We start from the raw sequence: 24,195 nt of genomic DNA, 5'->3' as shown, positions 1-24,195 counted from the left end.
CGTCCTTGCAGTGGCGGGGAGCATCCTGCTCCCGTTTAGTTTGTTTAACAATGTTGCGCTTACGTTAAACGATGACGGCCCCCTTGCCAAGGGGGCCGTGCTGGTGGGTTGCCGTCCGGGCGAGGTGGCGAGGGGATCAGACGATGTCGATGTCGACCACGGAGTCGAAGATGTGGTTCGGCCTAAACGGCATGCGGTCGATGTCCGCCACCTTGCTCACCCCGGAGAGCACCAGTACCGTCTCGAGACCGGCCTGGAAGCCCGCCAGGATGTCGGTGCGCAGGTTGTCGCCGATGATGATGGTGTTGTCGGAGTGGGCCTCCATCCGGTTCAGGGCGGCGCGGATGATCCAGGCGCTCGGCTTGCCCACGTAGAACGGCTTCTTGCCGGTCATCCGCTCGATGGGGGCGCACAGGGCGCCGCAGGCCGGGTACATCAGGGGGCCGTGGGTATCCGGGTTGGTGGCGATGAAGCGGGCCCCCTGATCCACGAACTTGGCGCCGAGCTGCATCATGCTCCAGTTGTAGTTGCGGGTTTCGCCCACCACCACGAAGTCGGGGTCGATGTCGGTGATGGTGAAACCGGCCTTGTAGAGCTCGTGGGTCAGGGCCCCTTCACCGATCACATAGGCTTTCTTGCCATCCTGGCGCTTGAGAAAATCGGCGGTCCCCATGGCGGAGGTGTAGAAGCACTCCTCGGGCACCTCGATGCCGGCGGAGCGGAAGCGGTTTTGCAGATCTTTCTGGGTCTGGGCCGGGTAGTTGGTGAGAAACAGCAGCTTGCTGCCCTGCTCCAGCAGGCGGTGGACGAAGCGATCGGCACCGGGCACCAGATCGTTGTTGTGCAGGATGACGCCGTCGATGTCGCAGATGACGCTTTTCTTCATGAATACTCCTTGTCGGGCACAGGCGCGGGGGCGGAGGCTCCCACCTTTTAATGTCTTCAATCGGTTATGGTTTTTGTGTCGCCATTATAAGGCGCTTTGATGACAAGTCTCCCTCGGTGCGACAGATGGGTGCACAATGAAAGGGAAGGAGGGCGTCGCCCTGGCCGCGCCCGAACCGGATCTGACGATGGAGCCGTCACCATGGATACCTTTATTGCCGATTTGCCCAAGCTGGAACTGCACCTGCACATCGAGGGGACCCTGGAGCCCGAGCTGATGTTCGCCCTTGCCCGGCGCAATGGCGTGGCGCTGCCCTGGCCCGACGTGGCGAGCCTGCGCACCGCCTATGAGTTCGACAGCCTGCAATCCTTTCTCGACCTCTACTATCAGGGGGCCAGCGTGCTGGTCACCGAGCAGGACTTCTTCGATCTCACCTGGGCCTACCTCGAGCGCTGCGTGGCGGATCACGTGGTCCACGTGGAGATCTTCTTCGATCCCCAGACCCACACCGCCCGCGGCATCCCGTTCGAGACGGTGCTCGGCGGCATAGAGCGGGCGCTGAAGGATGGCGAAGAGGCCTTCGGCATCAGCTGGCGGCTTATCATGAGTTTCCTGCGCCACCTGAGCGAAGAGGAGGCGTTCGCCACCCTGGCAGAGGCCGAGCCGCACCTCGCGCGTCTGCACGGGATTGGTCTGGATTCGAGCGAACTGGGCAACCCCCCGGGCAAGTTTGCCCGGGTGTTTGCCCGATGCCGCGAGCTGGGACTGCCGGCGGTGGCCCATGCGGGGGAGGAGGGGCCGGCGGACTACATCTGGCAGAGCATCCAGGAGCTGCAGATCCGGCGCATCGATCACGGGGTGCGCTGCAGCGACGAGCCCGAGCTGGTGCGCTACCTGGCGGATACCCGGCTGCCGCTCACCGTCTGTCCGCTCTCCAACGTGCGCCTCAGGGTGTTCGACGAGATGGCGCACCACAATGTGCTGCACCTGCTGGAACAGGGGCTCTGCGTCACCATCAACTCGGACGACCCTGCCTATTTCGGCGGCTACATGGGGGCGAACTTCCGGGCTCTGGTGCAGGGACTCGGTGCGAGCCGGGAGCAGCTCTGCCGTCTGTGCCTCAATGCGGTGGAGGCCAGCTGGCTCGATCTGGCAGACAAGGTGCGCCTGACCCGGGAGATCCGTGGCTATGCCGCGACCCACGGGGTGATCCTGCACTGATGGCCCGCGTCAGCCAGCCCCCCGCGCAATACGCGCAATAAAAGAGAGGCCCGCCAGACATGGCGGGCCTCTCTCGTCTCAGGGGGCGGCCGAGGATCAGGCTCCTTCGGCCTTATAGACGGGGTAGTCGGTCAGCCCCTTCTCGCCGCCGCCAAACAGGGTGGCGGGATCGTGGGGGGCAAACGGGTAGCCGTGACGCAGGCGGTTCGGCAGATCCGGGTTCGCCACGAAGGGGCGACCGAAGCCAATCATGTCCGCCCAGCCCGCCTCGATGGCGGCACGCGCCCGCTCACCGTCGTACTTGCCCGCATAGATGAGGGTGTTGGGGAAGGCATCCCTCAGCCCCTGCTTGAAGCTCTCTGCCATCAGGGGAGCGTCGTCCCAATCCGCTTCCGCGACGTGCAGGTAGGTGACATTGAGGCGGCCCAACAGGCGGGCGGCGGCCAGATAGGTCTCCTGCGGATTGGCGTCCACTGTGCCGTTCAAGGTGGTGAGCGGCGCGAGGCGCACCCCAACCCGATCGGCGCCAATCTCCTGGCTCACCGCCTCGGTCACCTCTTTCAGGAAGCGCAGCCGGTTCTCCAGGGATCCGCCGTAGCCATCGGTGCGGGCGTTGGATTCGGAGTCGAGGAACTGGTTGATGAGGTAGCCGTTGGCGGCGTGCAGCTCGATGCCGTCGAAGCCCGCCTCCATGGCGTTGCGGGCCGCCTGGCGAAACTGCCCCACCACGGCGTCGATGTCATCCTGGGTCATGGCGCGGGGGGTGACCGTCTCGACAAACCCCGGGGCATCGCTGCCGTTGTCGACGAACACCTTGACCCCTTTCGCCTGAATGGCGGAGGAGGAGATGGGCTGGGCGCCGCCGATGTTGTCCGGGTGGGTGACCCGGCCCACGTGCCAGAGCTGGGCGAACATGGTCCCCCCCTTGGCGTGCACGGCGTCCGTGACCCGTTTCCAGCCGGCCACCTGTTCGGCGCTATAGATCCCCGGCGTCCAGGCATAGCCCTTGCCCATGGGGTCGACTTGGGTGCCCTCGCTGATGATGAGGCCGGCGTCGGCACGCTGGGCGTAATAGGTCGCCATCATGGCGTTGGCCACATCGCCGGGCTGACTGGCGCGGGAGCGGGTCATGGGGGGCATGACGATGCGGTTGTTGAGGTGCAACTGGCCGAGGCGAAGGGGGCAGAACAGGGGATCGTGGTTCATGGTGAACTCCTCGTGTTGGAATGGAGGAGACTCTAGCGGTGATGACCATTGCGAAAAAGAGGGGAGATTGCAGAAGAGAATTGCCGTTTTCACAGCAATAGCCCTGATCCCGTGGCGGACACCACGAGAAAGAGGGCCCGGGGGCCCTCTTGTCATATGGCGACTCTGGCTCAGGCGTCGACAGGGGTCACGCGAACTCGCTCGATGCGGCGCTCGCTCACCCCCATGACCTCGAAGCGGAACTGGCCGAGGTGCAGCTGCTGACCGGCCTCGGGCAGGCTGCCGAAGTGGGAGAGCAGCATGCCCGCCAGCGTCACGTACTCGTCGCTCTCGCTCACCAGGCCGTCGCAGTTCAGGGCCTGCTCGACCTGGTGGATGTTGGTGCTGCCGTTGATAAGCCAGCCTGCGCCGTCGATGACCACGTCCGGGGCCTCGTCCTCGTCCGGCAGCTCGCCCACGATAGCCTCCAGCAGGTCGTGGGTGGTGACCAGCCCCTGGATGACGCCGAACTCGTCCGCCACCAGGATGAGGCTGCCGCGCGCCTGGCGCAGCTCCGCCAGCAGGCGGATCACGTTGATGGTCTGCGGCACGATTATGGGGTCGTTCTGTCTGGCCAGCTCGGCCAGGGATTGCCCCTCGTTGAGGGCAAACAGCAGATCCCTGGCCTTCACCACCCCGATGATCTCGTCCAGCTCCCCGTCGCAGACCGGGAACAGGCTGTGGGGGGCCCGCTGCAGCAGGGTGCGGATCTCGTCCGCGGAGTCATTGATGTCGATCCACTCCATCTCGGCCCTGGGGGTCATGATGGTGCGGATGGAACGCTCGGCCAGCGACAGCACGCCGCTCACCATGTAGCGCTCCTCCTCGCCAAAGCCGGGGGGCAGGGGCTGCTCCAGCGCCTCTTCCTCGTCTTCTTGCGGGTGTGCGGAGCGCTTGTTGCCCCCCATCAGCTTGAAGATGGCGGCCGTGGTGCGCTCGCGCAGGGGCTGGCGGGCCTCATGGCGCAGGGCACTGCGCTGGGCGAGCTGGTTGAAGAACTCGATGAGCACCGAGAAGCCGATGGCCGCATAGAGGTAGCCCTTCGGAATGTGGAAGCCGAAGCCCTCCGCCACCAGGCTGAAGCCGATCATCAGCAGGAAGCTCAGGCAGAGCACCACCACCGTGGGGTGGGCGTTGACGAAGCGGGTCAGGGGCTTGGAGGCGAGCACCATCACCACCATGGCGATGGTGACGGCCGCCATCATGACGCCGAGGTGATCCACCATGCCGACGGCGGTGATGATGGAGTCCAGGGAGAAGACCGCATCCAGCACCAGGATCTGGGCGATCACCACCCCGAACCCGGCATAGACGCCGGTGGTGCCCTGCTCCTCCGGCTTGGCCTCGAGCCGCTCGTGCAGCTCGGAGGTCGCCTTGAACAGCAGGAAGAGGCCGCCTCCCATCAGGATGAGATCCCGACCGGAGAAGGGATGATCCCAGACGTGCAAAATGGGACTCGTCAGGGTGACCAGCCAGGACATGACGCTGAGCAGTCCGAGACGCATCAGCAGGGCCAGGGACAGGCCGATGATGCGCGCCTTGTCCCGCTGGGCGGGGGGCAGCTTTTTCACCAGGATGGCGATGAAGACCAGGTTGTCGATCCCGAGTACGATTTCCAGGATGATCAGGGTGAGCAGACCGACCCAGATAGAGGGGTCCAGCAAAAATTCCATGTGATAAACCTCAGTAAAAACAGATGCGACGAATGTGGGTCACGGCAAGGGGGCCGTGGCAGAGCAGGGCATCTCGTCAGAGGCGTTGGTTGAGCAGGTACAGATAGGCTTTGATGGGGAAAGACGAAGGGCTACTTCGGGGATTGTCCATGATGGGCAATAAAACCTCGGGTCAAAAGTGAGCTCTGATGATAACGGCTCGCAGCCATTTGGCAATAGGTCTGTGATGGCCCTGTGACGAGGGGGTTGCCAGGGGGAGGCGGGTGGCGCAGCCTGAACATCGGCCGCACGAAGAGGGGGGGCACGCGGGGCCGGGCTGCCCCGCGCGTTACCGGGACCTTGGCCGGGCTCAGAGCCAGCGCTTCTCCCGGGTGAAGCAGACCGACAGCCAGGCATCACCCAGGGTGTCCCCGAGGCGGGACCAGAGCTCCTGGCGCAGGGCATCCTGGCGCTCGACGGGCCACTCCTGGCCCGGGGCCACCAGGATGTTGAGCTCGAGATCGAAGCGGCGCCCGCTCTTTGCCAGGTGGCTGTAGCACTCGACCCCATGGCGCTGGCGCAGGGCTTCGACTTCACGGGCGACTAGGCGAGAGACGTCCCCCTTGGGGGCGATTTTCAGCACCTCCCGCAGGTTGCGACCCAGCACCTTGATGGGAATGAGGGTGGCGCACAGGGCCAGGAGAGAGACCAGTACCGGGTCTATGTAGCGATTGTAGTGGCCGTAGCCCAGGGTATCGAGGCCGATGGCGACCACGAAGCCGGCGAGCAGGGTGGCGCTCAGCAGGGTATCGACCAGCCACTCCTTGGAGTCCACCCGCACCAGCTCGGAGTCGACCCGTTCGGCCACGTCGGCCTCGATGAGGTAGAGGACACCGCAGAAGAAGGTGGAGACGGCGGCATAGATGAGGGCGTGGCCGAGATCGATCTCCCGTCCCCCTGCCAGCAAGGAGACGATGCCGCCATAGAGGGCGCCGAGGCAGAGCAGCAGGATGATGGCGCCGTTGATGACGTTGGCGATGGGCTCGAAGTGGGCGTAGCCGTACTGGAAGCGGGCGTCGGAGGGGCGGGTGACCAGGTAGGCGGTGATGAGTCCCAGGCCCGTCATGCCCATGCTGAACAGGGTGAAGATGCCATCGAGCATGATGGCGTTGGAGCCGACGAAGAGGCCATAACCGATGCCGAAGATGGCAAAGGTGATGCAACCAAACAGCGACAGGGTCAGCGCCTGTTTTTCGGTGCGAACCAGCGTACTGATAACATGGCTGTAATGAGCCATAAAAGTCCTCCTTTCAAATGGTGAAGATTGCGCGCGCAAGCGGTTTTCTAGCTGATATACTGCCCGCTCACATGTGAGCGGACTGGTCCGGGCACCCGCGAAGAGGCTGGCCCGGGCGGTCGTTGTCGCCGGTATTCCGGCATCAAGCAAAGGAAGGGAACAAGGATTCATGATCCCGAGACTCGATTACCAGGACAGTTTGTCACCTACAACCCTGCAGTTTCTTGAGTTGCTGGCGCGATCAGCATTTCGTGGTGATATCGAAAAGTCTTATGCAAGCCGGTTGGCGATGGCGACGGATAACAGCGTCTATCAGGTCGTACCTCAGGCGGTTCTCTATCCGCGCAGCGCGGACGATATAGCGGTGATGCTCAAGCTGGCCCAGGGGCCCGAATTCGCGGCCTTGAGTTTCTTCCCTCGCGGCGGCGGTACCGGCACCAATGGTCAATCCTTGGGCGGCGGCATTATCGTCGATCTCTCGCGCCATATGAACCAGATCATGGAAATTAATCTGGAGGAGGGCTGGGTGCGGGCCCAGGCCGGGGTGGTGAAGGATCAGCTCAACGCCTATTTGAAGCCCCACGGCTACTTCTTCTCGCCGGATCTCTCCACCTCCAACCGCGCGACCCTGGGGGGCATGGTCAACACCGACGCCTCCGGGCAGGGGTCCCTGGTCTACGGCAAGACCTCGGATCACGTGCTGGGTCTGAAAGCCGTGCTGGAGAACGGCGACATCATGGCCACCGAGCCGGTCAACGGCTCGCGGCTCCAGGACAAGCTGGCCCTCGAGAGCCGCGAGGGAGAGATCTATCGCACCCTCTATCGCATCGGCAAGGAGCGGCGCGCCGACATCGAGGCCACCTTCCCCAAGCTCAACCGCTTTTTGACCGGATACGATCTCAAACACCTCTATATCCCCGAGAGCGACACCCTGGATGTGAGCCGGGTGCTGTGCGGCTCTGAAGGGTCCCTTGGCTTCATCACCGAGGCGAAGCTCAACATCACCCCCATTCCGCGTTACCGGACCCTGGTCAACGTCAAGTACGACAGCTTCCCCTCGGCCCTGCGCAACGCCCCCTTTATGGTGCAGGCCCACGCCCTGTCGGTGGAGACCGTGGACTCCCGCGTGCTGGGACTGGCCCGGGCCGACATCATCTGGCACTCGGTGAAGGATCTCATCCAGGACGTGCCGGGCAAAGATCTGCAGGGGCTCAACATCGTCGAGTTTGCCGACACCGATGAGGCCGAGCATCAAAGCAAGGTGGCCGAGCTGTGCCGGCGCATCGACGGCCTGCTGGCGAAGGGAGACGCCGGGATCATCGGCTATCAGGTGTGCGACCACCTGCCGAGCATCGAGACCATCTACGGCATGCGCAAGAAGTCGGTGGGGCTGCTTGGCAACGCCGAGGGGCGCAAGAAGCCGGTGGCCTTTACCGAAGATACTGCGGTTCCTCCCGAGTCACTCGCGGACTTTATCATGGAGTTTCGCGCCCTGCTGGACGCCCACGGCCTCGACTACGGCATGTTTGGCCACGTCGATGCGGGTGTCCTGCACGTGCGCCCGGCGCTGGACCTGTGCGACCCCGAGCAGGAGGTGCTGCTGCGGCGCATCTCGGATCAGGTGGTGGCGCTCACCGCGAAATATGGCGGCCTGATGTGGGGGGAGCACGGCAAGGGGTTCCGCTCAGAATACAGTCCCGCCTTCTTCGGCGAGCTGTGGGAGGAGCTGCAACGGGTCAAGGGAGCCTTCGATCCCCAGAACCGCGTCAATCCGGGCAAGATCTGCATGCCTTATGGCAGCGGCGCCGAGCTGGTGTCGGTGGACGGGCCCAAGCGCGGCAAGTTCGACAGGCAGATCCCGGTAGCGGTGCGGGAAAGCTATACCCGGGCTCTGGACTGCAACGGCAACGGTCTGTGCTTTACCTTCGAGACCGACTCCCCCATGTGCCCTTCGGTCAAGATCAGCCGCGATCGCCGCCACTCCCCCAAGGGGCGTGCCGGCCTGATGCGCGAATGGTTGCGCCAGCTGGCGGAGCAGGGCTTCGATCCCCTCGCCGAGGAGGTGGCGCTGCAAAGCGGCGGTCTGCGCGTCAAGCAGATTGTCGACAAGTTCCGCAATACGGTGGCCCGCGCTCGCGGCCAGTATGACTTCTCCCACGAGGTGATGGAGGCGATGGAGGGGTGTCTGGCATGCAAGGCGTGCACCAGCCAGTGCCCCATCAAGGTGGATGTGCCCACCTTCCGCGCCCGCTTTATGCAGCTCTATCACAGCCGCTACCTGCGTGGCCCCAAGGATTACTTCGTCGGCACCGTGGAGAGCTATACCCCCCTGCTCGCCAAGGTGCCCAAGCTGGTCAACTTCTTCCTCGAAAAAGAGTGGGCCCAGAAGGCGGCCGAGAAGAGCATCGGCATGGTGGACGTGCCGCTCTTGAGCGTGCCGACCCTGGCCGAGGAGCTGCGCGATCACAAGGCCCGCTACTTCGACCTGCCGGGCCTCGAGGCCATGAGCCCCGAGCAGCGTAAAAAAGTGGTGCTCATCGTGCAGGATCCCTTCACCAGCTATTACGACGCCCCCGTGGTGCGCGACCTGGTGAAGCTCGCCGGCAAGCTCGGGCTGCAGCCCTATCTGCTGCCGTTCAAACCCAACGGCAAGCCCCAGCACGTGAAGGGATTCCTGCGCGCCTTCGCCCGCACCGCGGCGAGCAGCGCCCAGTTCCTCAACAAGGTGGCGGCGCTGGGCATTCCCATGGTGGGGGTGGATCCCTCTCTGGTGCTCTGCTACCGGGATGAGTACGCCAAGGCCCTGGGTCCGGCGCGCGGCAACTTCCAGGTGCTGCTGCCCCAGGAGTGGCTGCTCTCCTTGCCGGCGGACGCGCTGCCGGTGCGCGAGGAGGCTGCCGCCGAGCCCTGGTACCTGTTCGCCCACTGCACCGAGAAGACTGCCAAGCCGTCGACCCACGGCGACTGGAGCACCCTGTTCAGCCGCTTTGGCGCCAAGTTGCAGCCGGTGTCAGTGGGCTGCTGCGGCATGGCGGGCACCTATGGTCACGACGCCAAGCAGGTGGAGAACTCCAAGGGGATCTACGGTCTGAGCTGGGCCGAGCCTCTGGCGCGCCTGCCCAAGGAGCGCTGCCTCGCCACCGGTTATTCGTGCCGCAGCCAAGTCAAGCGGATGGAGGGGGAGAAGCTCAGACACCCGTTGCAGGCGCTGCTGGAACTGCTCTGATGCTCAGCTTCCCCAAGGGATTCCGGGTGCCAAAGGCGTATCGGCACCCGCACTTCCTGCTGCTGCCCGCCACGCCCTCCCAGGCGGTGCTGGAGTTCGTCGCCATCCTGCGCGAGCGGGAGCAGCTCCATCAGCTGTTTCGGCCGAATGACCTCTGGCCCTCGGCCGATTTCAGCCTGAGCCAGCACGAGGCGGATCTGGAGTGGCAGCGCTCCGAGTTTCTGGCCAAGCGCTCCTTTGCTTATGGCCTCTGGAGCCCGGACAGGGAGCCGCAGTTCTGGGGGGGCGTCTACCTCTACCCCTCTGTGCTGCCTGAGGTGGCGGTGGAGCTCTTCTTCTGGAAGGTGGCCGAGGCGCCGCTGGAGGAGGCCGAGCTGGAGGCTGCCTTGCGGGCCTGGCTTGCCAGGGTCTGGCGCTGGCCAGATCCGCGCCTGCCGGGGCGGGAGATGCCCTGGGTCGAGTGGCCCGGGGTGACCTACCCCTGGTGAGATACATCCCTTGTGACAAGTTGCCCCGGTCGGGGCATCTTTTTTTATTCGCCTTTATCGCCGACACTGCCCAGGTCGCCCATATCGGCGCTTATCCCTTTATCGGATCAGGAGTCCGCTCACCATGAGCCAAGAGAACAGCCACATCTGGCGCAAGCCCATGAGCCTGGAAAGGCTCAACGCCAGTTCCCGCCACACCCTGATGGAACACCTCGACATCGTCTACACCGCCTTAGGTCCCGACTGGCTAGAGGCCACCATGCCGGTGGATCACCGCACCCACCAGCCGCTCGGCATGCTGCACGGCGGCGCCTCCGTGGTGCTGGCGGAAACCCTGGGTTCGCTCGCGGCCAACATGGCGGTGGGGGAGGATAGCTATTGCGTGGGGCTGGAGGTGAATGCCAACCACCTGCGCGCCAAGCGGGAAGGGGTGGTGACGGGGCGCTGCGCGCCGCTGCATCTGGGGGCGACGACCCAGGTGTGGCAGATTGAAATTCGGGATGAACGGGAGCGCTTGCTATGCACCAGCCGGCTCACCATGGCGGTGCTGAAACACAAGCGGGAGCGGGACTCCAGCGCAGTCTGATCGGCAATAACGCACCATGAGTGAAAAATAAGCAAGCCATACTCGCCAGATCCCTCTATAATTGCCAACGTCTTGAGAGGCTTATCACATTTTTCAAGACAGCAGAACAAAGTGGCGCTATAATCGCCGCCTTTTTGCTATTCCGCGGTGTTAGCCGCCTGCCTTAATCTGGAAGAATCTATGTCTGATACCGAACAACTGCCCCTTTTTAGTGAGCTTGGACTGGCCGCGCCTGTACTGAAAGCGCTGCAGGACGTGGGCTATGAGCGCCCGTCCCCCATCCAGGCCGCAGCAATTCCCCACCTGATGGCGGGCCACGATCTGCTGGGGCAGGCACAAACCGGTACAGGGAAGACCGCTGCTTTTGCCTTGCCTCTGTTGTCTCGTCTGGAAGCCGGTAACCGCAACACCCAGATCCTGGTGCTGGCGCCGACCCGCGAACTGGCCCTGCAGGTGGCTGAGGCGTGCCAACGCTACGCTCACCACATGCCCGATTTCCACGTGCTGCCCATCTACGGCGGCGCCTCCTACGAGACCCAGACCCGCGCCCTGCGTCGCGGTGCCCAGGTGGTCGTCGGTACCCCGGGCCGCGTGATGGACCTGATCCGTCGCAAGAACCTGGATCTCTCCGGTCTGAAAGCCCTGGTGCTGGACGAAGCGGACGAAATGCTGCGCATGGGCTTTATCGACGACGTTGACTGGATCATGGATCAGTGCCCGTCTGGCCGTCAGGTTGCCCTGTTCTCTGCCACCATGCCGGAGCAGATCCGTCGCGTGGCCCAGAAGCACCTGAAGCAGCCCAAAGAGATCAAGATCGCTTCCAAGACTGCCACCGCCACCACCATCCGCCAGCGCTACTGGCAGGTGACCGGTCTGCACAAGCTGGACGCCATGACCCGTCTGCTGGAAGTGGAATCCTACGAAGCCCTGCTGGTGTTCGTACGCACCAAGAATGCCGCCGAAGAGCTGGCTGGCAAGCTGGCCGCCCGTGGTCATGCCTGTGAAGCCCTGCACGGTGACATCCCGCAGAAGCTGCGTGAGCGTACCGTTGACAAGCTGCGTCAGGGCCAGCTGGACATCCTGATCGCCACCGACGTGGTCGCCCGTGGTCTGGACGTCGAGCGCATCACCCACGTGGTGAACTACGACATTCCCTACGACACCGAGTCCTACGTTCACCGTATCGGCCGTACCGGCCGTGCCGGTCGCAAGGGCGAGGCCATCCTGTTCGTGGCGCCGCGCGAGCGCCGCATGCTGCGTGCCATCGAGCACGCCACCCGTCAGGCCATCGAGCCGATGAAGATGCCGAGCACCGAGGACATCAACCAGCACCGTCTGGCCAAGTTCAAGGAGCGCATCCGCGAAACCATGATGGGCGAAGAGCTCGAGATCTACCACAACCTGGTGAACGAGCTGATCGAAGAAGATTCTGCCGATCCGCTGGAGCTGGCTGCTGCGCTGGCCAAGCTGGTACAGGGCGACCAGCCGCTGCTGCTGGATGACTCCATCCCGGATCCGCTGCTCAATGCCGGCAACGATCGCGGTGGCTTCGAGCGTCGTGAGTTCAACGACCGCGGTGGCCGTGACTTCGGTGACCGTGGCGATCGTCCGGCCCGTCGCATGCCCTCCCTGGAGCCGCGTCCGCTTAAGGACAACCCGGACGTGGAGATGGAGCGCTACCGCGTAGACGTGGGTGCCCATCACGGCGTCAAGCCGGGTCAGATCGTCGGCGCCATTGCCAACGAGGCGAACATCGAGAGCCGCTTCATCGGCAACATCGACATCGCAGATGACTTCTCCACCGTGGACCTGCCCAAGGGCATCAGCCCCGAGGTGCTTGAGGTGATCAAGAAGGCCCGTGTCTGCCAGCGCCCGCTGCAGATCAGCCGCTACACCGAAGTGCCGGCCGGCGGCAACACCAGCAGCCGTCCGCCGCGCGGTGATCGTCCGTTCCGCAGCGACCGTCCTTTCAACAAGGATCGCCGTCCGCAGGGCGACCGTCCTTTCAACAAGGATCGTCGTGAAGGCGGCTTCAACAAGGATCGCAAGTTCAGCAAGCGTCGCGACAGCTAAGCCCGCATCGCACTGACAAGAGGCCGCTCATGGAGCGGCTTTTTTGTGCCCGTCATTCGGCCAGACCCTGTGGCCCGGTTATGTCGCGAAGGCCCGGGGGTCTCCAGCGTTGCCGATAAGGGGGCCGACATTGTGTAATCCGGAGCTGGCTAATCGGGAGCTGGCAAGACAACGCGGCCTGCAACGGCACCCATGAGGAGTGGCGACTGAGTGCGACTTTGGTCTGAAGGGAAACACCGGCATTTGCATATGGGTCGATTGAGTGCGATGAATACAGTCACCAGAATGCTATGACAAGGAGGGTCAGCATGGGGAAATGGCTTGGCGGGGTGCTGGTGTTGTCCGGGTGTCTCGTGTCGGGGATGGTGTCGGCCGAGGAGTCCTTCCTCCGTATAAAGGGGAATGGCTGCTGCGGTGGCAAGGGGGAGGCGGTGCTGACCCGGGCCGAATTCGAGGCGCTGCCCCAGACGGAGGTGAAGACGGGGACGCCCTGGACCGAGGGGGAGCACCTCTATCGCGGGGTGCTGCTGCGGGATCTGCTCGGTGCCTACGGCCTGAAGAGTCAGGAGATCAAGGCCCTGGCCATCAATGACTACTGGGCTGTGCTGCCGAAGGCGGATGGGGACAAGTATGCGGTGCTGCTGGCGGAGAAGCAGGACGGCAAGCCATTGACCCTGCGCAACAAGGGGCCGCTCTGGATCGTCTATCCCCTCTCGGATCATCCCGAACTTGACAAGGAGCTCTATCACAACCGGATGGTGTGGCAATTGGCCGCCATCGAGAGCCAATAAGATGCTGCGCGGCAAGTTTCTGACCCTTCTTCTCATGGTGACCAGCTTTCTGGGGGTCGCCATCTGGTCGGTCTGGAACTATGACCGCGCCTTCAATGCGGTGGCACGCTACACCCAGCTCTCCGCCTGGTCGTTGGCCCAACTGGAGCTTGAAGTCCACGCCTTCGATGAGGCGCTGAAGTTGTATCGGGCTCGCGCCGTCAGCCGGGAGGAGATGAACAAGCGCTTTGACATCGCCTGGAACCGGCTCGATGTCTTCTTGCATGGGGAGGAGGCAAAGTCGGTTCGGGCACGCTTCGATGCGGACAAGGCGGTCGGCGGAATACTGGTCCTCTTCGAGTCGTACGAACAGGAGGTGGTGAGCGGGGAGCCGGACTCTCCCGGGCTCAAGGCGTTGACGGCGGCACTGGATGAAGACATGCAGGCGGTGCGGGACGTGATGGTGAAGAACTTCACCGGGCCCTCCGCCATCGCGCAGCAGGAGTTGATCAACGAGTCGCGGGCCCAGAACTTCTTTATCCTGGGGTTCCTGATGCTGGCGACCATGGTGATGTTGCTGCTGCTGTTTCGCGAGATGCGCCACCAGCACTTTCTGGCGTGGAATGATCCCCTGACCCGATTGCCGAACCGGGCTGCGCTCATCAAGCACCTCCAGGAGCGAACCAGGCATCGGAGGTCACGAAGTACCATCACCGTCTGTCTCATCGATCTCGGCCACTTCAGGGAGGTCAACGACAGCCTTGGCTATGAGGTGGGGGACTGCCTGCTCAGGGGGCTTGCAGCCCGGATCCGGAGCGCGTCTGGCCCGGGGATCTTCGTCGCCCGTACCGGCAGCGACGAGTTCGCACTCATCATCTCCGGGGCCATGCCCGCCTTTCTCCGTTTCCCGTTTCTGGAGCAGCTGCGCAGCGATCTGGCCGAGCTGGTGTTTGCGGCGGACCCCGCCCATCGGGTTCGGGTCTTCATGGGGATCAGCCAATACGTGCGGCCAAACCACACACCGGAGGAGATGCTGCTGTTTGCCGATATTGCCCTCGACAGCGCCAAGCGCAAGCGACTGCATCGCAACGTGGTCTTTTCCAGCAGCATGTTCCGGCTCCACCAGCGCAAGCGCCAGCTCTCGGCCGAGTTGCGCGACCTGATCCAGTCTCCGGACTGCCCGCAGCTTCGTCTCGACTATCAGCCCATCGTGCGCAGCCAGAGCGTGGTGCGGCTCGGCGCCGAGGCGCTGATCCGCTGGCAGCACCCGGAATACGGCGCGATACCTCCCCTCGATATAGTCGCGCTGGCGGAAGAGAACGGCCTGGGGGAGGCGCTGGGGGAGTGGATCATCCGGCGGCTGCAGCAGGATCTTGCCGGCTTCCCGGTGGCCCTGCTCGAGCCGCTGGAGATCTCCATCAATCTCTCTGGCTCCATGTTCAACATGGGGCTGGCGACGGCGCTGGCAGCGCAGATGGAGGAGGGCCCCCTGGGCCTGGACCAGCTGATTGTGGAGTTGACCGAAACCATTGCCCTGGACGATATTGCCCTGAGCAAGCAGATCATCCATACCCTGCGCCAGACCGGTGTGCGGGTGGCCCTCGACGATTTCGGCACTGGCTGGTCCTCCTTCTCCTACCTGCGCGAACTCTCTTTCGACAAGCTCAAGATCGACCGCTCCTTCATCACCGCCATCGACAAGGATCCCCGTCAGGCGCTGTTCGTCGAGACCATCACCACGTTGTCGCACCAGCTGGAGGTGCAGGTGGTGGCAGAGGGGGTGGAGACCTGGGAGGAGCTCAGGGCGGTGCTCGAGATCGGGGTGGACGAGATCCAGGGATACTTCTACTCGAAGCCCTTGCCGCTGCCGGAGTTCCTGCTGTTCTGCCGTCGCTATCTCGCCCAGCATGCCGTCGTGCAGGCGGTGGCGCTGGGTTAGCCCGGCAGGGCATGCTGCCTTGCGTCTTGTCCCGGTGCGGCCATGTGTCTGCACCTTGTCGAGCCCCCGTCCCGATCTGAGTGTCCTGTTGCCGGGCCGCCCGTGACACGGCTTATCTGTGCCCTTATCGGCGAACATGGAGAACGAGGGTGCGAGGGGGCAGGCTCAATGCTACCTTGTGCCACGAACAGTGCCAAAGGGTGGGAAAGAGGAGTCATCGATGGATCGCTTGGGGGTGATGGAAGTGTTTGTGCTGGCGGTGGAGACCGGTTCGTTCTCGGCGGTTGCCCGCCGGTTGGGATTGGGGCAACCCACGGTCTCCAGGCTCATCGCCCAGTTGGAGACGCACCTTGGCAGCCGCCTGTTGTTGCGCTCGACCCGCGGGTTGGCGCCCACCGAGGCGGGGGAGGCCTACTATCTGCGGGCCAGAGAGATCCTGGCCCAGGTCAACGAGGCCGACGCCATGGTACAGCAGTGCCGGGCGGGCCTGAGCGGGCGTCTGCGGGTGAGCGCCCCCGTCACCTTCGCCCGACAGAACATCATTCCCCATCTTGCCGGTTTTCTGGCCGCCCATCCCGGGCTGGATCTCGAGATCCTGATGAATGACGGCAATGTCGATCTCATTGCGGCTGGCGTCGATGTGGCCCTGCGACTCGGAAAACAGGCGGACTCGGCGCTGGTCGCCCGCCGTCTCTCCCGATGCGAGATGCGGGTGCTGGCGACGCCGGCCTATCTGGCGGCCAAAGGTTCGCCTGCGTCTCCCCAGGCGCTGCAACAACATGATCTGGTGCTCTACAGCCCAAGACCCGGGATGAGACAGCAATGGCGGTTTCGCCGTGACAGCCAGGAGCTGGTGGTGTCCGGGCGGGGCAGGCTGACGGTCTCGGCCGCCGAAGGCATGCGTGCCGCCGTGCTGGCGGGGCTGGGGCTTGGCATCGCATCTGAGTGGATGTTTGCCCAGGAGCTTGCCCGCGGTGAGGTCGTGGCGGTGCTGCCCGAGTGGCAACTGCCTGAACAGGAACTCTGGACTCTGCTCCCGGCGGGTCGCCAGCCTGGCGCCAAGGCGAGCGCCTTCCTCGCATTCGTGGCCGGCCTGCCCGGTCTGGGGCATGCGCCAGCGGAATAACAGTTATGGTGCCCGTCCCTCTACTGGAGCCGTCTCTCCCCGGGTAGGCTGTGCGCATTGACCCCGTATCTGCGCGGGCTCCCCTTTATCACGAGGAGAAGATCATGAGTACATCGCCCTCTGCCAGAGGCGCCATCACCCCTGGCCCCTCCCTGCTCTTCGCCATGGCCCTGTCCTGTGGTCTGGCGGTCGCCAACATCTATTACAACCAGCCCATGCTGGCCGTGATGGCGCAAGACTTTCCCGGGCACTCCGCCATCCCCCTCATCGCCATGCTGACCCAGCTCGGTTATGCCGCCGGTCTGCTCTTGCTGGTGCCGCTGGGGGATGTGGTCGAGCGTCGCTGGCTCATTCCGGGGCAGTTCGGGCTGATCGCGCTGGCCTCCCTGCTGGCGGCCACGGCCACGGAGGCCACCACCTTGATGGTGGCCTCCATCCTGCTCGGTATCGGGGCCACGGCGGCCCAGCAGATAGTGCCGGTGGCGGCGACCCTGGCCGATCCGGACAGGCGGGGAGCCGTGGTGGGCAGCGTGATGAGCGGCCTGCTCGCCGGGATCCTGCTGAGCCGCACAGTCGCCGGCCTGGTCACCGCCTACGGCAGCTGGCGCGCCATGTTCTGGCTGGCCATCCCGCTGGCCCTGGCGGGGGCGCTGCTGATGGCGAGGATGATACCGCCGGGATTGCCGCGCTCCCCCCTGGGCTATGGCCGTCTGCTCCACTCCCTGATCGGGCTGTGGCGCGAGGAGCCCGCCCTGCGCCGTGCCACCCTGACCCAGGCCTTGCTGTTTGCCTCCTTCAGCGCCTTCTGGACCGTGCTGGCCTTCTACCTGGCCGAACCCGGTTACGGGCTTGGGGCCGACGTTGCCGGCCTGTTCGGTGCCATCGGGGTGGCGGGGGTCGTGGCGGCGCCCCTTGCAGGCCGGATGGCGGACCGGCTGGGAGCCAAACCTGTGGTGCTGGCCGGCGCCATGCTGGTGGTCCTGGCCTGGATCTGCTTCGAGCTGTGGCTCTCCCTGGCCGGGTTGGCGTGCGGGGTCATTCTGCTGGATCTAGGGGTGCAGAGTGCGCTCATCGCCCATCAACAGCGGATCTATGGCCTGAGGCCGGAGGCGAGGGGGCGCATCAACACCCTCTTCATGACCGGTATGTTCCTGGGGGGGACGCTTGGCTCCAGTCTAGCCATGCTGGTCTGGCAGCAGGGGCACTGGATCGGCGTGGGGGCAGCCGGCATGGGGCTGGCCCTGGTGGCCTGTCTCTGCGCCCTGGCCTGGCCGCGGGAGTGGCAACCCGTGGCCTGAAGAAGGTGGAAGAGGAAAGAAAAAGGCGACCTCAGGGTCGCCTTTTGTCTGCCTGTTTGTCCTGAATGGGCTCAGAGCACCATAGCGGCGATCCAGCCGAAGATCACCAGCGGGATGTTGTAGTGGATAAAGGTGGGGACCACGCTGTCCCAGATGTGGTCGTGCTGGCCATCGGCGTTGAGGCCCGACGTGGGGCCCAGGGTCGAGTCGGAGGCGGGGGAGCCCGCATCTCCGAGCGCGCCGGCGGTGCCCACCAGGGCGATGGTCGCCATGGGCGAGAAGCCGAGGTGGATGCACAGGGGCACGTAGATGGTGGCGATGATGGGCACGGTGGAGAAGGAGGAGCCTATGCCCATGGTGATGAGCAGCCCCACCAGCAGCATCAGGAAGGCGGCCAGCCCCTTGTGACCGGCCATCATGCCGGAGACGGACTGCACCAGGCTCTCGACACCGTGGGTCTCCTTCATCACGGCGGCGAAGCCGGCGGCGGAGATCATGATGAAGCCGATGAGGGACATCATGCGCACCCCCTGGGTAAAGGCGTCCTGACTCTCGCGGAACTTGATGACGCCGCCACAGGTGAAGATGACGAAACCCGCCAGCGCCCCGAGGACGATGCTGTTGGTCATCAGCTGCAGGCCCAGCGCCACGGCGATGGCCAGCAGGGCGACCCAGATGTGGTTCAGGTTGAGATCCACCGTCTCGGGCTCGGCGGCCAGGATCTTCTGCAGGTCATACTGGCGCGGCTTGCGGTAGGTGAAGAAGACGGCGATGAGCAGGCCGACGAACATGCCCAGCACCGGAATGGCCATCGCCAGCGGCAGCTGGCTGTATTCCACCGGCACGCCGTTGTCGACGAGGTTCTTGGCCAGGATGTTGTTCAGGAAGATACCGCCAAAACCCACCGGCAGCAGCATATAGGTCGCGGTCAGGCCGAAGGTGATGACGCAGGCCACCTGGCGGCGATCGATCTGCATCTGGGCCATGACGTGCAGGAGCGGCGGGATCAGGATGGGAATGAAGGCGATGTGTACCGGGATCAGGTTCTGGGAAGAGATGGAGACCGCGAGCACGGAGGCGAGTAGCAGGCTCTTGACCCAGAGGATGCGGGCGCTGCTGGCATCCTTGCCGAGCTGGCTTATCACCTTGCGAGCCAGCAAGTCGGTGATGCCGGAGCGGGAGATGGCCACCGCGAAGGCGCCCAGCATGGCGTAGGAGAGGGCGATCTCGGCGCCGCCACCCAGACCACCGGTGAAGGTGCTGAGGGTCTGCTCGAGGGAGAGTCCGCCGAGCAGACCACCCACAATCGCACCGATGGCGAGGGAGACCACCACATTGATCCGCAGCAGGCTGAGCACCAGCATCAGCGCCACTGCGATAACAACAGGATTCATTTGATTTCCTTATAGTTTGTGTTGCTGTCTGTCGTGTGAAAGGCAGTTAGTTTGCGAAAAACGTGACAAATGTCGAGAAAAAAATCGGCCATAGCCGTGATTCGGCAGCATCTTGTCGTTGAGTATGGATCTGGGCTTGAATAGCGTCCCTCTTTGGCGCCTATACCAGGCAGAAGGGCATTCAGTCTGACCTGATGGGCGGCCTGGCTACCCCGGAAACAGACAGGCTGCCATGGGGCAGCCTGTTGCAGGAGTGCTCAGGCACTCACTGTTCGGCCTCGCCGGCGGCTTCCTCCGGGTTGGCGGGCGGCCAGCCTCCCAGGCTCTTCCAGCGATTGACGATATGACAGAACAGCTCGGTGGTGCGTTCTGTGTCGTAGAGGGCGGAGTGCGCCTCTTTGTTGTCAAAGGGGATGCTGGCGCACTGACATGCCTTGGCGAGGACCGTCTGCCCCAGGGCCAGGCCCGAGAGGGCCGCGGTGTCGAAGGTGGCGAAGGGGTGGAAGGGATTGCGCTTGAGGCCGGCCCGCTCGGCGGCGGCCATGACGAAGCCGTGATCGAAGGTGGCGTTGTGAGCAACGATGATGGCACGGCCACAATCCTGTTCTTTCATGCCCTTGCGCACCCCCTTGAAGATCTCGGTGAGTGCCTCCTTCTCCTCCACGGCGCCGCGCAGGGGATTGAAGGGGTCGATGCCGGTGAACTCCAGTGCCGCCTTCTCCAGATTGGCGCCCTCAAAGGGGGTCACATGAAAATGGAAGATCTGGTCGGGCACGAGCCAGCCCTGCTCGTCCATCTTGAGGGTATGGGCTGCGATTTCCAGCAGGGCATCTGTCTTGGCATTGAATCCGGCGGTTTCAACATCGATGACGACGGGGTAAAAGCCACGAAAGCGGCCCTTGAGGGTGTGAACGGCGTCGGTCATGGTATCTCGGTCGGCGTGAAAGGAGGCGGCATTATGGCAAAAAAGCAGGCCCTTGTCCCTCATCCGCCGATATGGGAGGGTGTTCGGTTCTATTTGAAGCACTTGCGCCTATAATTGGCGACTTCAACCATGGAGGGAGAGGCGATGAAAAAGCTGGGATTGGCACACAAGATGCTGCTGGTAGTCTGTTTGCCACTGTTGGCCCTGCTGTTCTTTTCTGGTCGGTACGTCTATGAACGCTACCAGGTCGAACAGGAGATGAGCGAGGCGCTGGCCGCGCTGGCCGTGGTGAAGGAGGCGGCGCAGCTGGCCCATGAGCTGCAAAAGGAGCGCGGCATGTCGGCCGGCTTCCTGGGCTCCGGCGGCAACAAGTTCCGCGATGCCCTGCCGACCCAGCGCAAGGTGGTCGACACCCTGCTGCAACGCTTCCAGCAGGATCCGGCCCTGCTGGCCCTGACCGAGGTGCAACAGGGGTTGGCGGGGCTGACTGCCATGCGTGAGCGGGTCAGTGCCCTGGGGGTCGAGGTGGCGGATCAGGTCGGCTTCTATACCCGCCTGGTGACCCGGTTGCTGGCCGTGGTGGATCAGATCAGTGTCGATAGCCACGACGCCACCATAGCGCTGCAGACCAATGCCTATGCCGCCTTCTTGCAGAGCAAGGAGCGCATGGGGCTGGAGCGGGCAACCCTGAGCAACGTGTTCGGGCGCGACAGCTTCACGCCGGCACTGTTGCAGCAGTTCATCTCTCTCCTGTCCGCCCAGAACACCTACCTCGAGCGTTTCCAGGCGGTGGCGAGCCCCTCCCAGCGTCAGTTGCTGAGCGACAGCCTGGCTTCCCCGGTGGTGGCCAGGGTGGCACAGATGGAGAAGCTGGCCCTGGAGAAGGCGACCAGCGGCGGATTCGGGATCGATGCTGAAGCCTGGTTTGCCCTGAGCACCGACAAGATAGGCCTGCTCAAAGAGATAGAAGACAGCCTCTATCGGCAGCTGCTCGATCGGGTCGAGCAGATGCGGGCCAGGAGCGCGGGCGCATTCTGGTGGGGGACGCTCGGCGTGCTTCTGTGCATCGCCCTGACCACCTTCGTCAGCTGGCGGGTGGTGCGGGATCTTCATCTGGGCTTCATGGCCCTGCACCAGACCTTCAAGAAGCTGGTGCAGGAGAACGACCTGACCGTGCGGGTGAACTGGCGCTCGGGGGACGAGCTGGGGGCGCTGGCACAGGACTTGAACCGCTTCCTTGCCCATCTGGAGAGTCTGTTGCTGGCGGTGCGCCGCTCCTGCGACGTGCTGATGCACAGCGCCGCCACCTCGGCCAGCGTCATTGCCGAGGTGAATGCCGGCGTGGCCAAGGGATTCGGGCAGGTGGATCTGGTGGCGACCGCCGCCACCGAGATGGCCTCGACGGTGGCCGAGATTGCCCGCAACGCCACCCAGACCTCCCAGGCGACCCAGCAGGCCATCGGCCGGGCCCGGCAGGGTGACAAGGAGGTGGATCAGACCATAGACGCCATCCAGCAGGTGGCGGGCACTCTGGCCGACACCCGGCAGCTGGTGGACAGCCTGCACCGTGACACCGAGTCGGTGGGGGAGGCCTTGAGCCTCATCAAGCAGATTTCCGACAGGACCAATCTGCTGGCCCTCAATGCGGCCATCGAGGCGGCCCGCGCCGGGGAGTCCGGGCGCGGCTTTGCGGTGGTGGCCGAAGAGGTGAGGGCGCTCGCCGGGCGCACCCAGCAGGCGGCGGATGAGATAGAGCAGATGCTGGGTCGCCTGCGCCAGGGGGCTGATCAGGCGGTCACGGCCATGCACATGGGCACGGAGCAGGCAGGCCTCAGCGTGACGGAGGCCAAAAGGGCGGGGAATGAGTTGACCGACATCGTCAACGAGGTGCGCAAGGTGAGTGACATGACCGCCCAGGTGGCCACCGCGACCGAGGAACAGCGCTACGTGACTGACGATATCCAGCACAACGTGTTGACCATCCGCGAAGTGTACGAGGCGCATCGCCAGCATTCTGAAACCCTGCAGCAGCACAGTGCCGAGCTGGACCAACTGGCCCGAGAGCTGGCGGGGCGTCTCGCCAGCTTCAAACTGATGGCGCATTCTTCCCCCCACTGAGCGTTTTGCCCTAAAGCTTGCCCCGCCACGGCCGATAGGTAATTCGAGATATCGTGGAGGGCAAGCCGTTGAATGCTTGGGTGTTGGGGTTGGTCAGCATATCAGTGAGTATGCAGTTGCAGGCGGGAGTGACCGAATTCGGCGCCGGCCTGGATCAATCCGTCTGGCGCCTGACTTCGGATACCCAGGTGGAGTGCAGGCTGGAGCATCCCATTCCCCGCTGGGGCACGGGGGCCTTCGTCAGCCGGGCGGGTCGCAAGATCAATCTGGATTTCGAGCTGAAAGGACAGCGCCCCCAGGCGCGCACCCAGACAGTGAGCCTCGGGATCATGCCTCCCAGCTGGCGCCCCGGTGTCGCGGGGCGGCAGATAAGCCAGCTGCAGTTTTACCAGCAGTTCGACGGCCTGGTCGCGGGCCAGACCGCCTGGACCATGCTGGACGAACTGGAAGGGGGGCGCATGCCGACCTTCCAGTATCGTGACTGGTATCGTCAGGACAGGCCGGTCCGGGTCTCCCTCTCCTCGGTCAACTTCAGGGTCAAGTACCAGGCTTTCATGGACTGTCTGAGCGGCCTCTTGCCCTACAGCTTCAACGACATCGCCTTCAGCGTGCTCTCCTACGACAAGAACAGCGATCAGTTGTCACCGGCCTCCAAGCGGCGACTGGCGATGATCGGTGACTATGTGAAGGCGGACAAGAGCATCGATGTGGTGGTGATCGACGCTTACAGCGACAGCTATGGCGGCCGCTGGCCAAACCAGAAGCTCTCCGAGAAGCGGGCCGATGCCATCAAGCAGGTGTTTGTGGATCTTGGCATCGAGGAGGGCAAGATCTCGGTGGAAGGCCATGGCGAGAAACAGCACGTGGCCTCCAATGAGACGGATGCGGGGCGTGCCAAGAACCGGCGGGTGGTGATCAACATGGGCCGTAACGGCACCATCTGACCGGGTGGCCGTGGTGAGTGCGGCCTCTTTTCTCATGCCGCCATGAAATCCAGCCATAAAAAATGCCAGTCGGCGGGGCCGACTGGCATTTTTTTCAGGGATACGCGCTTACTTGGCCAGGGATTCCGGCAGATCTTCGCGGATCTTGCCGAGCATCTCTTTCAGGACGCGGGGATTGGCCACGACGATGTTGCCGGAGTTCTCGTAGTTGTGACCACCGACGAAGTCGGTGACGATGGCGCCGGCTTCCTTGGCCAGCAGCTCACCGGCTGCGGTGTCCCAGGGCTTCAGGCCGATTTCCCAGAAACCGTCGATGCGACCGGCGGCCACATAGGCCAGATCCAGGGCGGCAGAGCCGGCACGGCGGATGTCGGCACATTCGATGAACATGCTCTGGAACATCTTCAGGTAAGACTCGATGTGGTGCTTCTGCTTGAACGGGAAACCGGTAGCCAGGATGGTGCCGGACAGTTCTTTGGCCTTGCCGACACGGATACGGTAGCCGTTCAGCTGGGCGCCGCTGCCACGGGTGGCGGTGAACAGCTCATCGCGGATGGGATCGTAGATGACGGCTTGTTCGGTCTTGCCCTTGACGCGCAGGGCGATGGAGACGGCAAAGTGCGGAATGCCCTTGACCAGGTTGGTCGTGCCATCCAGTGGGTCGATGATCCATTGGTAATCCGGATTGGTACCGGCGATCTCACCAGACTCTTCAGCCACGATGCTGTGTTCCGGGTAAGATTTCTTGATGGTATGAATGATGGCCGCTTCGGCGTCACGGTCAACGTTGGTCACGAAGTCATTGCTGCCCTTCTGGATAACCTCGATGTTCTCGGGTTGAGAGAAGGCTTTTACTACAACTTGACCGGCGTTGCGCGCAGCGCGCACGGCGATATTCAGCATCGGATGCATAGGTTCACCACTGGATGTTAAAGAACGGGGGATAAAAGGACGCGGTATCTTACCAGTATTCCGGGGAATGGCAACCATTATAGCCTGGCACGTAC

The 24,195-nt window shown here is 63.7% G+C and carries 18 protein-coding genes; 11 read left to right on the top strand and 7 right to left on the bottom strand.

Going from position 1 to position 24,195, the window contains the following annotated elements; translation table 11 throughout:
• Window positions 1-136: 136 nt before the first annotated feature.
• A complete protein-coding gene (locus tag I6L45_RS18450) occupies window positions 137-886 on the bottom strand; it encodes an HAD-IIA family hydrolase (protein ID WP_043759790.1) in 750 nt (249 codons plus the stop codon).
• Window positions 887-1,087: 201 nt separating this feature from the next.
• Here I6L45_RS18450 and I6L45_RS18445 point away from each other — a divergent pair, with 201 nt between their 5' ends.
• Window positions 1,088-2,107, top strand: coding sequence for an adenosine deaminase (locus tag I6L45_RS18445; protein WP_134695633.1), 1,020 nt, complete (start codon window positions 1,088-1,090; stop codon window positions 2,105-2,107).
• Between the two features lie 96 nt (window positions 2,108-2,203).
• Here I6L45_RS18445 and I6L45_RS18440 read toward each other — a convergent pair whose 3' ends face one another.
• The 3 genes from I6L45_RS18440 to I6L45_RS18430 form a co-directional block, all read right to left on the bottom strand.
• On the bottom strand, window positions 2,204-3,313 hold the full coding sequence (locus I6L45_RS18440) for an alkene reductase (RefSeq protein WP_216982884.1): 1,110 nt from the start codon (window positions 3,311-3,313) through the stop codon (window positions 2,204-2,206).
• Window positions 3,314-3,483: 170 nt separating this feature from the next.
• Entirely contained in the window at window positions 3,484-5,025 is a 1,542-nt protein-coding gene (locus I6L45_RS18435; RefSeq protein ID WP_216982883.1) for a TerC family protein, read from the bottom strand.
• 349 nt (window positions 5,026-5,374) lie between these two features.
• On the bottom strand, window positions 5,375-6,301 hold the full coding sequence (locus I6L45_RS18430; protein ID WP_216982882.1) for a cation diffusion facilitator family transporter: 927 nt from the start codon (window positions 6,299-6,301) through the stop codon (window positions 5,375-5,377).
• A 169-nt stretch (window positions 6,302-6,470) separates the two neighbouring features.
• On the opposite strand from I6L45_RS18430, the gene I6L45_RS18425 reads away from it, so the two are divergent.
• The 8 genes from I6L45_RS18425 to I6L45_RS18390 all read left to right on the top strand — a co-directional run bounded on the left by I6L45_RS18425 (window position 6,471) and on the right by I6L45_RS18390 (window position 17,807).
• Entirely contained in the window at window positions 6,471-9,527 is a 3,057-nt protein-coding gene (locus tag I6L45_RS18425) for an FAD-binding and (Fe-S)-binding domain-containing protein (protein WP_216982881.1), read from the top strand.
• Window positions 9,527-10,015, top strand: coding sequence for a hypothetical protein (locus I6L45_RS18420; RefSeq protein WP_216982880.1), 489 nt, complete (start codon window positions 9,527-9,529; stop codon window positions 10,013-10,015). Before I6L45_RS18425 ends, I6L45_RS18420 begins: the two co-directional genes overlap by 1 nt.
• Before the next feature lie 124 nt (window positions 10,016-10,139).
• Window positions 10,140-10,601, top strand: a complete 462-nt coding sequence (locus tag I6L45_RS18415) for a hotdog fold thioesterase (RefSeq protein ID WP_216982879.1) — start codon at window positions 10,140-10,142, stop codon at window positions 10,599-10,601.
• A gap of 180 nt (window positions 10,602-10,781) precedes the next feature.
• The gene (locus I6L45_RS18410; RefSeq protein WP_043759808.1) at window positions 10,782-12,674 is read left to right on the top strand and encodes a DEAD/DEAH box helicase; all 1,893 of its coding nucleotides are present in this window, start codon (window positions 10,782-10,784) and stop codon (window positions 12,672-12,674) included.
• Window positions 12,675-12,982: 308 nt separating this feature from the next.
• Entirely contained in the window at window positions 12,983-13,465 is a 483-nt protein-coding gene (locus tag I6L45_RS18405; protein ID WP_210549943.1) for a molybdopterin-binding oxidoreductase, read from the top strand.
• Window position 13,466: 1 nt separating this feature from the next.
• Window positions 13,467-15,383 (top strand): bifunctional diguanylate cyclase/phosphodiesterase, encoded by a 1,917-nt coding sequence (locus I6L45_RS18400; RefSeq protein ID WP_216982878.1) that lies wholly within the window; start codon window positions 13,467-13,469, stop codon window positions 15,381-15,383.
• A gap of 220 nt (window positions 15,384-15,603) precedes the next feature.
• On the top strand, window positions 15,604-16,509 hold the full coding sequence (locus tag I6L45_RS18395) for a LysR family transcriptional regulator (RefSeq protein WP_216982877.1): 906 nt from the start codon (window positions 15,604-15,606) through the stop codon (window positions 16,507-16,509).
• A gap of 104 nt (window positions 16,510-16,613) precedes the next feature.
• Entirely contained in the window at window positions 16,614-17,807 is a 1,194-nt protein-coding gene (locus I6L45_RS18390; protein ID WP_216982876.1) for an MFS transporter, read from the top strand.
• 71 nt (window positions 17,808-17,878) lie between these two features.
• On the opposite strand, the gene I6L45_RS18385 is transcribed toward I6L45_RS18390, so the two are convergent.
• Entirely contained in the window at window positions 17,879-19,201 is a 1,323-nt protein-coding gene (locus tag I6L45_RS18385) for a Na+/H+ antiporter family protein (protein WP_043759814.1), read from the bottom strand.
• A gap of 265 nt (window positions 19,202-19,466) precedes the next feature.
• On the bottom strand, window positions 19,467-20,126 hold the full coding sequence (gene rnt / locus I6L45_RS18380; protein WP_216982875.1) for a ribonuclease T: 660 nt from the start codon (window positions 20,124-20,126) through the stop codon (window positions 19,467-19,469).
• 144 nt (window positions 20,127-20,270) lie between these two features.
• Between rnt and I6L45_RS18375 the strand changes: the two genes are divergently transcribed.
• Window positions 20,271-22,244 carry a methyl-accepting chemotaxis protein gene (locus I6L45_RS18375; RefSeq protein WP_216982874.1) on the top strand — a complete coding sequence of 658 codons (1,974 nt, stop codon included), beginning with the start codon at window positions 20,271-20,273 and terminating at the stop codon, window positions 22,242-22,244.
• 68 nt (window positions 22,245-22,312) lie between these two features.
• Entirely contained in the window at window positions 22,313-23,188 is an 876-nt protein-coding gene (locus tag I6L45_RS18370) for an OmpA family protein (RefSeq protein ID WP_197068419.1), read from the top strand.
• Window positions 23,189-23,296: 108 nt separating this feature from the next.
• Here the strand turns inward: I6L45_RS18370 and suhB are convergent, their stop codons facing one another.
• Entirely contained in the window at window positions 23,297-24,100 is an 804-nt protein-coding gene (gene suhB, locus I6L45_RS18365; RefSeq protein ID WP_216982873.1) for an inositol-1-monophosphatase, read from the bottom strand.
• Window positions 24,101-24,195 lie beyond the last annotated feature (95 nt).

Origin of the sequence: Aeromonas sp. FDAARGOS 1415, assembly GCF_019048365.1 — a bacterium.
GTDB lineage: Bacteria > Pseudomonadota > Gammaproteobacteria > Enterobacterales > Aeromonadaceae > Aeromonas > Aeromonas taiwanensis.
Note: the sequence above shows the minus strand (reverse complement) of the source record. Positions and strands in the feature narration are given on the sequence as shown.